Annotated in this window: 12 protein-coding genes; 11 read left to right on the top strand and 1 reads right to left on the bottom strand. The window is 70.9% G+C overall.

What is annotated here, in order from left to right; all coding sequences use genetic code 11:
• Positions 1–76: 76 nt before the first annotated feature.
• The 7 genes from CF165_RS01555 to CF165_RS01525 are packed head-to-tail and all read left to right on the top strand — an operon-like array spanning position 77 to position 6,443.
• The gene (locus tag CF165_RS01555; protein ID WP_093945594.1) at positions 77–796 is read left to right on the top strand and encodes an acyl-ACP--UDP-N-acetylglucosamine O-acyltransferase family protein; all 720 of its coding nucleotides are present in this window, start codon (positions 77–79) and stop codon (positions 794–796) included.
• 10 nt (positions 797–806) lie between these two features.
• On the top strand, positions 807–1,052 hold the full coding sequence (locus CF165_RS01550) for an acyl carrier protein (RefSeq protein ID WP_003096467.1): 246 nt from the start codon (positions 807–809) through the stop codon (positions 1,050–1,052).
• Positions 1,045–1,782 carry a glucose 1-dehydrogenase gene (locus CF165_RS01545; protein WP_167441310.1) on the top strand — a complete coding sequence of 246 codons (738 nt, stop codon included), beginning with the start codon at positions 1,045–1,047 and terminating at the stop codon, positions 1,780–1,782. The genes CF165_RS01550 and CF165_RS01545 overlap by 8 nt, the downstream gene beginning before the upstream one ends.
• The gene (locus tag CF165_RS01540) at positions 1,779–3,173 is read left to right on the top strand and encodes an AMP-binding protein (protein WP_093945592.1); all 1,395 of its coding nucleotides are present in this window, start codon (positions 1,779–1,781) and stop codon (positions 3,171–3,173) included. Before CF165_RS01545 ends, CF165_RS01540 begins: the two co-directional genes overlap by 4 nt.
• On the top strand, positions 3,170–4,222 hold the full coding sequence (locus CF165_RS01535) for a LuxE/PaaK family acyltransferase (RefSeq protein ID WP_093945591.1): 1,053 nt from the start codon (positions 3,170–3,172) through the stop codon (positions 4,220–4,222). Before CF165_RS01540 ends, CF165_RS01535 begins: the two co-directional genes overlap by 4 nt.
• Entirely contained in the window at positions 4,219–5,463 is a 1,245-nt protein-coding gene (locus CF165_RS01530) for an acyl-CoA reductase (RefSeq protein WP_093945590.1), read from the top strand. The genes CF165_RS01535 and CF165_RS01530 overlap by 4 nt, the downstream gene beginning before the upstream one ends.
• A gap of 11 nt (positions 5,464–5,474) precedes the next feature.
• Positions 5,475–6,443, top strand: a complete 969-nt coding sequence (locus CF165_RS01525) for a lysylphosphatidylglycerol synthase transmembrane domain-containing protein (protein ID WP_093945589.1) — start codon at positions 5,475–5,477, stop codon at positions 6,441–6,443.
• Positions 6,444–6,491: 48 nt separating this feature from the next.
• On the opposite strand, the gene CF165_RS51675 is transcribed toward CF165_RS01525, so the two are convergent.
• Positions 6,492–8,393 carry a DUF6541 family protein gene (locus tag CF165_RS51675; RefSeq protein ID WP_167441309.1) on the bottom strand — a complete coding sequence of 634 codons (1,902 nt, stop codon included), beginning with the start codon at positions 8,391–8,393 and terminating at the stop codon, positions 6,492–6,494.
• Between CF165_RS51675 and CF165_RS49895 the strand changes: the two genes are divergently transcribed.
• The 4 genes from CF165_RS49895 (at position 8,359) to CF165_RS01505 (ending at position 12,501) form a co-directional block, all read left to right on the top strand.
• Positions 8,359–8,550: a hypothetical protein gene (locus CF165_RS49895; RefSeq protein ID WP_143268416.1), complete on the top strand. Its 192-nt coding sequence runs from the start codon at positions 8,359–8,361 to the stop codon at positions 8,548–8,550. The two genes, CF165_RS51675 and CF165_RS49895, sit on opposite strands and share 35 nt — an antisense overlap.
• 94 nt (positions 8,551–8,644) lie before the next feature.
• Entirely contained in the window at positions 8,645–10,312 is a 1,668-nt protein-coding gene (locus tag CF165_RS01515) for a DUF8728 domain-containing protein (protein ID WP_093945588.1), read from the top strand.
• On the top strand, positions 10,309–11,763 hold the full coding sequence (gene wsfD / locus CF165_RS01510) for a glycan biosynthesis hexose transferase WsfD (protein WP_093945587.1): 1,455 nt from the start codon (positions 10,309–10,311) through the stop codon (positions 11,761–11,763). The genes CF165_RS01515 and wsfD overlap by 4 nt, the downstream gene beginning before the upstream one ends.
• A 9-nt stretch (positions 11,764–11,772) precedes the next feature.
• Positions 11,773–12,501, top strand: a complete 729-nt coding sequence (locus CF165_RS01505; protein WP_093945586.1) for a lysophospholipid acyltransferase family protein — start codon at positions 11,773–11,775, stop codon at positions 12,499–12,501.
• Positions 12,502–12,567: the final 66 nt, after the last annotated feature.

Raw genomic sequence — 12,567 nt, 5'->3', positions numbered from 1 at the left:
GCAACAACGCGGGCCACACGTTACCGGGCGCGGTAGCACGCCCAGTACCCAGCCGCCGACGAACGGATACCCGCCCGTGGCCAACCGCATCCACCCGACCGCCGTCATCGGCGAAGGCGTCGAGCTCGGCGAGGACAACGTCATCGGGCCGTTCACGGTGATCGCCGGGCCGGCCCGGATCGGCGACGGCAACTGGATCGGCCCGCACGTGACGATCGGCACACCCGGCGAGGACCGCAACCGTCCGCATCCCGCCTCCTGGGAAGACGCTCCGACCGGTGACCCGGATCACGACGGCCACGGTGTCGTCATCGGCAGCCGCAACCGCATCCGCGAGTACGTGAGTGTTCATCAAGGAACCTGGCGGACAACGACCGTCGGCAGCGACGGCTACTACCTCCGCAACTCCCACATCGCGCACGACTGCCTGGTCGGCGACGGCGTGACGATCGCCTCGAACGCCGTGACCGGGGGCCACTGCCACATCTGGGACGGCGCGAACCTCGGCATGGGCGCGATCCTGCACCAGAAGGTCGTGGTCGGGCCCGGCGCGATGATCGGAATGGGCTCGGCGGTGCGGCGCGAGATCGGCGCGTTCACCATCGCCGTCGGCAACCCGGCCCGCGTCACCGGCGTCAACGTCGTGGGCCTGTCCCGCCGCGGTCTCGACGAGGAGACGATCGAAGCCCTCGGGCCGTGGCTGAAGGGCAAGGAAGGTCTCCCGGACGTCACGCTGCCCGGCGACCTCTCTACCTTGGTAAAGGCGTGGGACGCTCGCCCGCGCGACGAGCACTAGGAGCTGTCAGATGTCGGAAGTCGCCCCCAAGCTGCGCGAGGTCTTCGTCGAGGCGCTGGACCTCGACGGCGGTGTGGACGTAGAGAACCTGAAGTACCGCGACATCGAGGCGTGGGACTCGGTCGGCCACATGGCGCTGGTCGCGGCCATCGAGGACGAGTTCGACGTCGAGTTCGACACCGACCAGGTCATCGACATGTCGAGCTTCAAGGTCGCCGTCGACATGGTCACCGAGCTGCAGTCGAAGAATGACTGATTTGTCGCTGTCGGGTCGCGTCGCGCTCGTCACCGGCGGGACGCGGGGGATCGGCCTGGCCACCGCCCGCGCGCTCGCCGAAGCGGGCGCGACGGTGGTGCTCACCGGCCGCGACGAGTCCCGCGCCAAGGAGGCGGCTTCGGCGGCCGGGGCCGCGGCCGGGCTCGCGCTCGACGTCACCGACGCGAAGGCGGTGTCTGCGCTGGTCAGGGGCGTCGCGAAGGAGCACGGCAAGCTGGACATCGTCGTCGCGAACGCCGGGATCATGGAGGACGCGCTCCTCGGGATGATCAAGGAAGAACTCGTCGACACGACGCTGAGCACGAACGTCGCCGGCACCTTGCACACCGTCCAGGCCGCGGCCCGGGCGATGATGCGCAAGAAGTCCGGCGCGATCGTGGTGCTCGCCTCGATCGTCGGTGAGTACGGAAGCGCTGGTCAGACGGTGTACGCGGCGTCGAAGGCGGCGGTAGCGAACATCGCGCGCTCGGCGGCGAAGGAGCTCGGCCGGTCCGGCATCCGCGTCAACGCGGTCGCGCCGGGCGTGATCGAGACCGATCTCACCTCGGGCCTGAGCGAGGACGCGAAGGCCGAAAACTCGAGCCGGACGCCGCTGGGGCGCCTGGGCCGGCCCGAAGAAGTGGCGAACGCGATCCGGTTCCTGGTGAGCGACGAAGCGTCGTTCATCACCGGCCAGGTGCTGGGGATCGACGGAGGCTTGGTGCTGTGACGTTGCTGGGTGCGGGGGCTCGGCTGGTGGACGTGGCCGGGGGCCGCACGCTGGCGGGCGCGGAACTGGCGGCCGAGGTCGGCCGCTCGATGGAGAAGCTGGCGGCGCTCCCCACGGGTGTCGTCTTCGCGCGGATGGCGGTCGACCTGCCGAGTGTGCTGACGTACCTGGGCGCGTTCGAGTCCGGGCGGGCGATCGCGCTGATCGACCCGGCGCTGGACGCCGACGTGCTGGCCGGGCTGGTCTCGCGGTTCCGGCCGTCGGCGGTGCTGTCGGCTTCCGGCGACGCGCCTGACGGGTATTCGCTGCGGGGCTCCGACTGGGTCCGCGACGCCGCCGAGGGCGTGCACCCGCACCCCGACCTCGCCGTTCTGCTCCCGACCAGCGGATCGACCGGCAACCCGAAGCTCGTGCGGCTTTCGCGGCAGGCCATCCTGGCCAACGCCGACGCCATCGCGCAGGTGCTGCACATCGACGCCGACGAGGTCGCGCCCACCTGCCTGCCGCTGCACTACAGCTACGGCCTGTCGGTGCTGAACTCGCACCTGGTGCGGGACGCGACCGTGGTGATCGAGCCGTCCGGCGTGCTCGGCCGCGGCTTCTGGGACGCGGTGAACACCTACGGCGTGACGTCCCTCTCGGGTGTCCCGTACCACTACGAAATGCTGCGGCGGCTCAAGTTCGACCCCGCGAAGTACCCGACGCTGCGCACGCTGACGCAGGCCGGCGGGAAGCTGCGCGACGAGCTGATCGCCGAGTTCAACGACAAGATGCTCGCCGTCGGCGGCCGGATGTACGTCATGTACGGCCAGACCGAGGCGTCGCCGCGGATGACGACGGTGCCCGCCGAGCGGCTGGCCGAAAAGCTCGGTTCCGCCGGGCCGGCGCTGCCGGGCGGCAAGTTCGCGGTCCGCCGGGACAACGGCTCGGAGACCACGCACCCGAAAATCGTCGGTGAGGTCGTCTACCGTGGGCCCAACGTGATGATGGGCTATGCGGACGACGAGTCCGGACTGGCCAAGGGTGACGAGTACGGCGGCGTGCTGGCCACCGGTGACCTCGGGTACGTCGACGAAGAGGGGTACCTGTTCATCACCGGGCGGCTCAAGCGCATCGGCAAGGTGTTCGGCAACCGCGTCAGCCTCGACGACCTCGAGCACGCCGCGCGCGCGGCGGCGGTCGGGATCGACGTGGTGGCGGCCGTGGCCGCCGGCGACAAGGTCGTGCTGTTCGCCGAAGGGGCCGACAAGGACATCTGCAAGGACGCGTCGAGGGCGCTGTCCGAGCGGCTGCACCTGCACGTCAGCGGGTTCGACGTGCGCCCGATCGACACCGTGCCGCTGCTGGCCAGCGGCAAGATCGACTACCGGACCTTGGAGGGGCGGGTATGAGCGTATTCACGCGGTCGCGAGCCGACCGGGAAGCCTTGCTGCTGCCCGAGCTGGCTTCGCTCACCGCCCACCACCGGGCGAACTCCGAGGGCTACGACCGGATCCTGGCTTCGCTGGGGATCGCGCCGGACGCGGCTTTCGGCTCGATCGCCGACCTGCCGTGGCTGCCGGTGCGGATGTTCAAGACGCACGACCTCAAGTCCGTCCCGGACAGCGATGTCTTCAAGACGCTGACGTCGTCGGGCACCACCGGCGCCGGCGCGTCCCGGATCTACCTCGACAAGGAGGCGGCGGGCGCGCAGACCAAGCAGCTGGGCGCGACGCTGCAGGAGGTCCTCGGCGGCGAGCGGCTGCCGATGCTGATGGTCGACACGATCGGCATCATCAAGAACCGCCGCTCGTTCTCCGCGCGCGGCGCGGGCGTGCTGGGCATGGCGAACTTCGGCCGCAAGCACACGTACGTGCTCGACGAGAACGACCAGCCGGACGTCGAAGCGGTCAAGAAGTTCCTGGCCGAGTACGGCGACAAGCCGTTCCTGATCTTCGGTTTCACGTTCATGGTGTGGCTGTACCTGTACGAGGTCGCGCGGGACAACGACCTGGACCTGTCGAACGGCATCCTGATCCACAGCGGTGGCTGGAAGAAGCTGATCGACCGCGCGGTGGACAACACGGAGTTCCGGCGGCGGTTCAAAGAGGACACCGGCCTGACCCGGATCCACAACTACTACGGGATGATCGAGCAGATCGGCACCGTGTTCCTCGAAGGCCCGTCCGGGAACTCGCTGTACTGCCCGGACTTCGCCGACGTCGTCATCCGGAACCCGGAGACGTGGGAAGAGCAGCCGGTCGGGGAGCCGGGCGTGATCGAGGTCGTCTCGACGCTGCCGCGGTCCTACCCCGGGCACGTGCTGCTCACCGAAGACCTCGGCGTCTACAACGGCATCGACGACGGCGACTGGCCCGGCAAGCACTTCTCCGTGCTCGGCAGGCTGCCGAAGGCCGAGGCCCGCGGCTGCTCGGACACGTTCTCGGGAGCGGCGGCATGACGTCCTTGACTCAGCGTTTCCCCGCCGGTCCTCCGGTCGAGGCCGGTGCCCTGGTCGACGAGCTGCGGGCGTCGCCGCCGGGCGGCCGGTTGCGCGTGGGCGACCCGCGGATCGTCGAGTTCGTCACGAAGTTCGCGCGCAAGCTGCTGGCCCCGGCCACCGCGCGACGGTTCCCGGAACTGGCCTCCCTCGGCTTCTTCCTGCGCAAGGGCGAGATCGCCAAGGCACTGTCCACTCTGGACACTTCCGGGACCGCGCTGCGGTTCCCGCGCGGGCTGGTGTTCCACGTGCCGCCGGCGAACGTCGACACGATCTTCGTCTACTCGTGGGCGCTGTCCGCGCTGGCGGGCAACCACAACGTCGTGCGGGTCTCGTCGCGCTCGGCGGGGGCCGCCGAGGCGGTGCTGGATGCGCTGAACGCCGCACTGTCCGAAGTGGACGCCGCGACGGCGGCCGCGATCACGGCCACCCAGCGGATGGTGACCTACGACCGCAGCGACGAGGTGAGCGGCGCCCTGTCGCTGGCCGCCGACCTGCGCGTCATCTGGGGCGGTGACGGCTCGGTCGCGGCGCTGCGCAAGTACCCCCTCGCGCCGCACGCGCGTGACCTGACGTTCCCGGACCGCTCGTCGTTCGCCGTCGCCTCGGTCGACGGCTGGCAGCGCGCGTCCGAAGCCGAGCGCCGCGCGGCCGCCGAGGGCTTCTACAACGACTCGTACTGGTTCGACCAGGCCGCCTGCTCGTCTCCGCGCGCGGTGTTCTGGGTCGGCGACGAATCCGGTGCCCGGGCGGCGGGCAGCGAGTTCCGCAAGCTCCTGGCGGCGGTGCTGGAGACGAAGCAGCACGTCACGGAGCCGGCGATGGCCGTCCAGAAGCGCGTCTCGGCGTACGGCGCGGCGGTCGACGGGCTGGTCAAGGAGATCGAGTTCCAGGGCAACGGCCTCGCCACGCTGGAGCTGGCCGACCCGGCGGTGCTGCCGCGCGAGTGGCTCGGCGCGGGCACGTTCGCGAACGCGCGAGTGTCCTCCTTGTCCGATCTGGTGCCGATCGTGCTCCGGAAGGACCAGACGGTCAGCCAGTTCGGCTTCACCACCGAGGAGCTGACGGCGTTCGCGCACGACCTGGCGGGCCGGGGCGTCGACCGGATCGTGCCCTTCGGCAGCGCGCTGACGTTCTCGGCGGTGTGGGACGGCTACGATCTGCTCTCCGAGTTCAGCCGCCTGGTCACGGTGCAGGCCTGAGGAGACGGTCGATGACGACAGTTGAGGAGCTGCCGGCTGCCGGCAAACCGCCGAAGTCGGCGAAGGCGAAGATCCTCGACGTCGTCCGCTGGGTCGCCATCCTGCTGGTCATCGCCTTCGCGGCGAAGCAGCTGGCGTCGAACTGGGGCGAGTTCTGGCACACCCTGCGTGACGTCGCCTGGGAGTCGTCGCTGCTGAGCCTGGTTGCTCTCGTCGCGGCGATCCTGGTGTCGACCTGGGGCTGGCAGACGATGGTCGACGACCTGGGCAAGCCGATCGGCTACGCCCGCGGCGCGCAGATCTGCCTGGTCGGCTCGCTCGGCAAGTACGTGCCGGGCTCGGTCTGGGCGTACCTGCTGCAGATGGAGCTGGGCCGCAAGGCGGGCCTGGCCCGCGCGCGGATCTTCACGGGCTCGCTGATCCAGCTCGGCGTGGGCGTGGTGTCGGCGCTGGTGGTGTCGCTCCTGGCGGCGCCGGCGGTGTTCAGCAACAGCCCGCGCGCGCTGTGGCTGTTCGTGCTCATCCCGCTCGGCCTGGCGATGCTGCACCCGAAGATCCTGACCTGGGGCACGTCGCTGGTGCTGCGGATCCTCCGGCGCCCTCCGCTCGCGCACCCCCTGGGCTGGCGAGTGGTGGGCAAGGTCTTCGCCGCTTCGACGGCGGCGTGGTGCCTGCAGGGCGTCCACCTGTGGCTCCTGGCCAACTCGGTCGGCACGCCGGGCGTCAGCGGTTTCGTGCTGTGCGTGGGCGCGATGGCCGTGGCGATGACGGTGGGCACGTTCGCGTTCATCCTCCCGAGCGGAGTCGGCGTCCGCGAGGTGGCCCAGGTGGCGGTCCTGACGGCCAGTGGCCTGACCGTCGGCCAGGCCACGGCGTTCGCGGTGGCCTCCCGGGTGATGTTCACGGTGGCCGACCTCCTGACGGCGGGCCTGGCCGCGGTGGCCGCCCGCTCGGCCCGCTCGGTGACCGCCCCCGCCTGACCGAGTTGTCCACAGGCTGTCCACAACCCTGACGCACCTGGGGACAACTCAGGACGTCAGCCGGTAGATCACCGCGTCCGGGTTGCGGTAGGCCTCCTTCAGGAACGGCGCGTCAGCCAGCCCGATCAACCCCGGCTGATAAGGCTTGCCCGGTTCGGTGGACGGCTTTCCCAGAATGACCCAATGGATGTTCAACCGCCGGACCGCGGCCCGGACCGCGGGGTCCGTCGAATAGTCGCGAAAGCGGTTCGCGAGCAGTACCGCGTCCGAAGGTGGTGAAGTTTCGTCGAAATGCGCGGCCACCGTTCGAATTCCCGACAAAGCGTAGGTCCACGCTGTTCCGTCGAAGCGGTCGTTCATCGCCCACTCGCCCGGTTTCGCCAGTTTCCCGAGTTCCGCCATCGCCGCCTGCTCGCCGGGTGTCACGCGGAGCGTCGCCGGGTCGGCCGCCTGGTAGCCCGTGTACACGCGGTCGCCGTTGGAGCGGACGTACAGCCCGTTCGAAAGCACCACGAATCCCACCAGCACCACCACCGCGACGGCCACGGCGGGCACCCGCACCCTGTCTCGCAACCAAGCTTGCGTCGAGGCCAGGCCGTGGGCGGCCAGGACGGTCAGCGGGATCGCCGCCATCGAGAAGAACCGGTACGGGTCGTCCCACCACGGCCGGGACAGGGCCATCACGATCGGCGCGTTCGACGACGCCACCGCCATGTACGCCAAGCCCGTCACCGCCGCCGTCAGGCCGATCCAGCGCAACGCGCCAGCCCGCGTGAAGAACACGATCCCCAGGAACAACGCCACCGACAGCCACACCTGCGGGTGCGGCTCGAAATGCTGGAAACCCAGCAACGCGCCGAGCGCCGTCGTCGCGCGGTACTCGCTGGGCCAGCCGTAGTACGGCAGCGTGCTCTCGGCCAGCCCCAGCGCCCCGAACAGTTGCAGCCACGCCACCAGCAGCGACACCACGGCGACCGGCGACAGCGCGAGCAGGTCGCGGCCGATCCGCCGCCACGAGCCCAGCCAGCGCTGGACCAGCAGCGGCCCGGCGAACAGGATCCCGCCGAACAACGTCGAGGAGTGGATGCACAGCAAGCCCACCGCGGCCAGCACCAGCACCAGGCCGGTGTCCGGCGCGACCCGCTCCAGGTACCGCCGCAGGGCCACCGCGGCGAGCGGCGTCAGCGTCACGCCCAGCGCGAACGGCAGCAGCGGCCCGCGGTCCATCGACTCGTAGACACCCATCACCGGCGCCACCGCCGTCAAGGCCACCGCGCCCGCCAGCACCGCCCGGCCGCGGAACTCCCGCACCAGCGTCACCAGGGACAACGCGAGTAAACCGGGCAGCAGCACGGTGTTCGCGTCCAGCGTCGCCGGGATCGACGCCCCGCTGAGCCGGTACGTCACCGCCGCCAGGAGGTGGTACCCGTTGGGGTAGAACACCGGGGCCGCGTCGCCGTACCAGTTCACGTGGCCGGTGCCGAACAGGCTGCCGTCGCCGGTGTCGGCAATCGAGCGGACCGCGTTCCCGTGGTAGACGGCGTCGAAGCCCTGCGGCAGCACGCCGATCCGGCCCATGCCGAGCAGCGTCGCGTAGACGCCGGCCGCCGACGCGAACAGCAGGCACGCCAGCACCGCGAGGTGCCCGCGACGCGCCCACAGCCCGGGTTCCGGCTCCGGTGCCCAGCGACGCACTGTCAGTCTCCGGACGCCGAAAGCGACCGCGGCGAACACGACGGTCGAAACGGCGTACGTGACGGCGTTGAACGACACCCCGATCGCCGCGGTCCACGGCCCGGTGAGCCCGCCGATGGCGTAGCTCAGCAACGGGGTCGACCCGGCCAGGGCCCAGCCGCGCAAACCCGCGGTGAGACCGGTCACGAGACCGGGCACGGCGATGACGACAATCGCGACGGTGACGGAAAGCACGGTCGAGACTAAGCCGACCATGATCCCCCGAATGAGCTGGGGTGATACGCCGATCAGCGCCTTTCCGGGACGTCACTTCGGCCGTCAGGCGCAACACCCGAACGGGTTATTCTGGGAGGTGAATTTCCCCTGCCTGAGTGGCGCCGTCGGGCTGATCTTCGCCCATTCGGGCAAGTGATCGGCCGACGGGAAACGCCTCGCCGCGGATGATCGATAGCCTGGCGAGAGACCCGCCTGACCGGCAGGGGCGCTGACGAGGTGGAGGGGGCCGGGTGGTCTACGCGGTCGTGGTGGCGTGGCTGGTCCTCGCCGCGATCGTGGTGCTGACCTGGGACCGCCTCGACACCGATCGCGGCTGGCGCGGATTCGTCCTCGCCCTCACCCTCGGGCTTTCCCTGCTCCACCAGCTGCTGTTCGCGACCGTGACCGAAGACGCGCTCATCACCTTCCGCTACGCGCAGAACATCGCCGACGGCAACGGCCCGGTCTTCAACCCCGGCGAACGCGTCGAGGGCTACACGAACTTCCTCTGGCTGGTGCTGATCGCCTTACCGCGCGCCGCGTTCGGCGCCGACGTGGAAACCGCCGCCGTCGTGTTCGGTGTCCTTTCCGCGCTCGGCTGTGTGCTCGTTTCCTGTTTCCTCGTCAACCGGATCGTCGCCGCGGCCACGCCACCCGGCACCGAGCCGCGCCCGGCGCTCGGCGTCGCCGCCGCGGTGCTCACCGCGAGTGCCGGCGGCCTCGCCGTCTACGGGCCGTCCGGCTCCGAGGTCCCGCTGTTCGTGCTCCTCGTCCTGTCGCTCGGCTACGCGCTCGCGGCGCGTCGCCCGGTGGTCGCCGGCGTGCTGGTCGCCTTCGCCGTCATGACCAGTCCGGAAGGGCTGGTGGTCGCCGTGCTGGCCGGGCTGTGGCTCGTCGGCGCCGCGCTGAAGGAGAAGCACAGCTGGTGGGCGCCCGTGGGTTACGCGCTGGGCGCGCTGGTCTTCCTGATTCCCCGGCTGGCCTGGCGGGCGACGTTCTACCAGCACTTCCTCCCCGCGCCGCTGGCCGCGAAGCTCGGCGGGCCGCTCGGTGCGCAACTCGACGCCGGCTGGCCGTACGTTTCGGGATTCGCCTTGGCGCACCAGGGTTTCCTGCTGCTCGGGCTGGTCGCCGCGGTCGCGCTGCTGCTGCGTCGCACCGAATCTGCCTTTCGTGGAGAGGTCGAGGCCCGCGCGCTGATCTGGCTGCTCTTCGTGACGGCTGCCGGGCTGGCCGTGGCGGCGGTGCTGGTCGGTGGCGACCCGGGCCCGTCGTGGCGGCTGCTGGCCCCGGTGCCGCCGCTGCTCGCCGTCGCGTCCGCTTCGGTGTTCGGCGTGCTGACCGTGGACGCCGAAGGGAAGCCGTCGCCGAGGCGGAGGTCGTCCGCGACGCGGCTGGTCCCGGTGACCGCCTGCGGGCTGGCGGGGATCGCGGTGCTCGTGTCGGTGTTCAGCCCCGAGATGCTCGACCGCGTGCGCGACTGGCGCGCGCACGGCACCGAGCTCGCCGAAATCGGCGGCTGGCTCGGCGAGTACCTGCCGCCGGGGTCGGTGGTCAGCGCCGCCGCGCCCGGCTCGCTCGCCACCCACGGCGGGCAGCTGCTCATCATCGACGTCCTCGGCCGCACCGACGATCACATCGCTCGCGAAGGACGGCACGAAGGCGGCACCTCGACCGACTACGACTACGTCGTCAACGGCCGCCGCCCGACCGTCGCGGTCCCCGCCGACGGCGGCTACGCCGACCGCCAGCACTGCGCGATCGACCCGGTGTACGCGGGCAAGTACGAGGTCGCGACGTTCCGCCGCGTCGGCACGCCGTACTGGGTCTCGGTGTACCCGCGGGCGGAACAGGCGAAGACCCTGGTCGCCGACCTCGCCAAGGACCCGGACTTCAGCTACGTACCCTGTCCGTCGTGAAGCTCGACGTCCCGAAACCGCGGCTGGGCGCCGAAGCCCGGCTCGGGATCGGGGTGTTCGGGACCGCGCTCGCCTTGTTCGTGGTGCGGTTCCTGGTGCCGCGCCCGATCGCGATTTCGAACAACGGCGACGGCGGCCGCGTGCTGTGCGGCGCCGGGATCACCTGGACGGGCCTGCCCGAACCGTTCGTCCACCTCGCCTACACCGCAGCGCCGGGAACGCCGCCCTGCCGCCCGACGTACCTGCTGACGCAGAGCTGGCTCGCGGACCTGGCCGTCCGGATCGCCGGGGCCGCCGGCTTCCCCCGGACGTTGAGCCTGGTCGTCCTGGGCCTGCTGAGCAGCGTCATCGCCGCGGCGGCGATCAGTGCGATCGTGCTCGGCCTGCCGTACCGGCGCCGCACCCGGCTCTTCGCGGCGGCCGGGCTCCTGCTGGTCGTCGCCGACTCGGCGTTCTTCGGGTACTTCGCCGCGATCCTCGGCGAAGGCACGGCCTTCCTCGGCCTGCTGCTCGTCGCCGGCGGCTTGCTGCTGACCGCGCGCGAGGGCCGGTGGAGCTACGCGGGCATGGCCGTGACGTTCGCGGGCGGCGTCCTGGCGGTCAACGCCAAGGTCCAGACGCTGACCATCCTGCCGATCCTCACGCTCGCGATCCTGTTCGCCCGGCCCGGCACCCTGCGCGGCGTCCGGCGGTGGGCGTCGGCGCTGCTGGTCATCGGCGCGGTCGGCGCAGTCACGCTCTACGCGCAGCAGAGCGTCGAGCCCGCCCGAGCGCCCGACGGCACGTACACCGAGTTCCCGGGGGACGACTCCCGCGAGATCAACGCGTTCAACTCGATCTTCCTCAACATCGTGGACGGCCGGCACGACACCCGGGCCGACCTGGCCGAACTCGGGCTGCCGCCGTCGTTCGCCCAGTACGCGGGCAACGGCTGGTGGCACCCGCACCCGGCGACGATGGACCCGCTGTACCCGCGGTACCGCGACCGGATCAGCCGCCGGAACGTCGTGACGTACTTCGCGACCCACCCCGGCCGCACCCTCGAGGTGCTGAACCGCGCCGCGAGCGACCAGCTCACCGCGCGGCCGGACTACCTCGGCAGCTTCGACGAGAGCGCGGGGTTCCCGCCGCACGCGCAGGAGTACCGGGTGCCGGTGGTGTCGTGGCTCACCGGTCTGATCGCCCCGCTCGGGCTGTTCGCGCTGGTGTCGATCTGGCTGTTCGTGCTGTTCAGGGCCTGGTTCGAGCGGCGAAAGGCGCTCGGCGTCGTGCTGGCGTTCCTGTTCGCCGTCTCGGTGACGCAGTTCGGCACGGCGGCCCTCGGCGACGGCATCGAGGGCATCAAGCACCAGTCCGTGGCGCTGTTCGCGATCTTGCTCGCGCTCGTCCTGGCTGTCCCCGGTTGTGGCCTTCACCGCTCGAACGGCCGCGGACAACCTACGGTCCCGTAACCTTGCCGGATGGCTGACCTGGTGTACCCGCCCGTGATCGCGGCGGCCCGGACGATGTTCCGGGTACTCGACAACCGCATCCGGATCGAGGGCGCGGAGCACATCCCGCGCCGCGGCGGCGCGGTGATCGCGTGCAACCACGTGAGCTACCTCGACTTCATCTTCTGCGGCCTCGGCGCGCGCCCGGCCAAGCGGCTGACGCGGTTCATGGCGAAGAAGGAGATCTTCGACAACCGCATCGCCGGCCCGCTGATGCGCGGGATGCACCACATCTCCGTCGACCGCTCCGCCGGGCTGGCCTCCTACCGCGAGGCGCTCCAAAAGCTGCAGGCCGGCGAGGTCGTGGGGGTCTTCCCCGAAGCCACCATCAGCCGGTCGTTCACCGTCAAGGAGATCAAGTCGGGCGCCGTCCGGATGGCCGCCGCGGCCGACGTCCCGGTCGTGCCGATGGCGCTGTGGGGCACCCAGCGGCTCTGGACGAAGGGCCGTCCGAAGGACCTGACCCGGCGGCACGTGCCGGTCTCGATCCTCATCGGCGAGCCGATGCACCCAGCGAAGGGTGACGACTGGGACGTCGTCACAAAGGAGCTGCGCACCCGGATGAGCGCGCTGCTCGAGCGCGCCCAGGCCGAGTACCCGGACCAGCCGGCGTCCGACGAGGACCGCTGGTGGCTGCCCGCCCACCTGGGCGGGACGGCGCCGACCCCGGCCGAAGCGGCCGAGCTGGACCGGCTGTGACATCCGGGGCTTTGCCCCGGGCCGGGGGCTCCGCCACCCGGACCCCCGCAAGACGGCTGTGACATC

Origin of the sequence: Amycolatopsis vastitatis (genome assembly GCF_002234595.1) — a bacterium.
Lineage (GTDB): Bacteria > Actinomycetota > Actinomycetes > Mycobacteriales > Pseudonocardiaceae > Amycolatopsis > Amycolatopsis vastitatis.
The sequence above is the reverse complement of the archived record's forward strand: the minus strand, read 5'-3'. Positions and strand labels throughout refer to the sequence as shown.

Coding starts and splice junctions, on each gene's coding strand:
- CF165_RS01550 (WP_003096467.1), top strand. CDS start 807: ATGTCGGAAGTCGCCCCCAAGCTGCGCGAGGTCTTCGTCGAGGCGCTG.
- CF165_RS01545 (WP_167441310.1), top strand. CDS start 1,045: ATGACTGATTTGTCGCTGTCGGGTCGCGTCGCGCTCGTCACCGGCGGG.
- CF165_RS01535 (WP_093945591.1), top strand. CDS start 3,170: ATGAGCGTATTCACGCGGTCGCGAGCCGACCGGGAAGCCTTGCTGCTG.
- CF165_RS01530 (WP_093945590.1), top strand. CDS start 4,219: ATGACGTCCTTGACTCAGCGTTTCCCCGCCGGTCCTCCGGTCGAGGCC.
- CF165_RS01525 (WP_093945589.1), top strand. CDS start 5,475: ATGACGACAGTTGAGGAGCTGCCGGCTGCCGGCAAACCGCCGAAGTCG.
- CF165_RS51675 (WP_167441309.1), bottom strand. CDS start 8,393: ATGGTCGGCTTAGTCTCGACCGTGCTTTCCGTCACCGTCGCGATTGTC.
- CF165_RS01505 (WP_093945586.1), top strand. CDS start 11,773: ATGGCTGACCTGGTGTACCCGCCCGTGATCGCGGCGGCCCGGACGATG.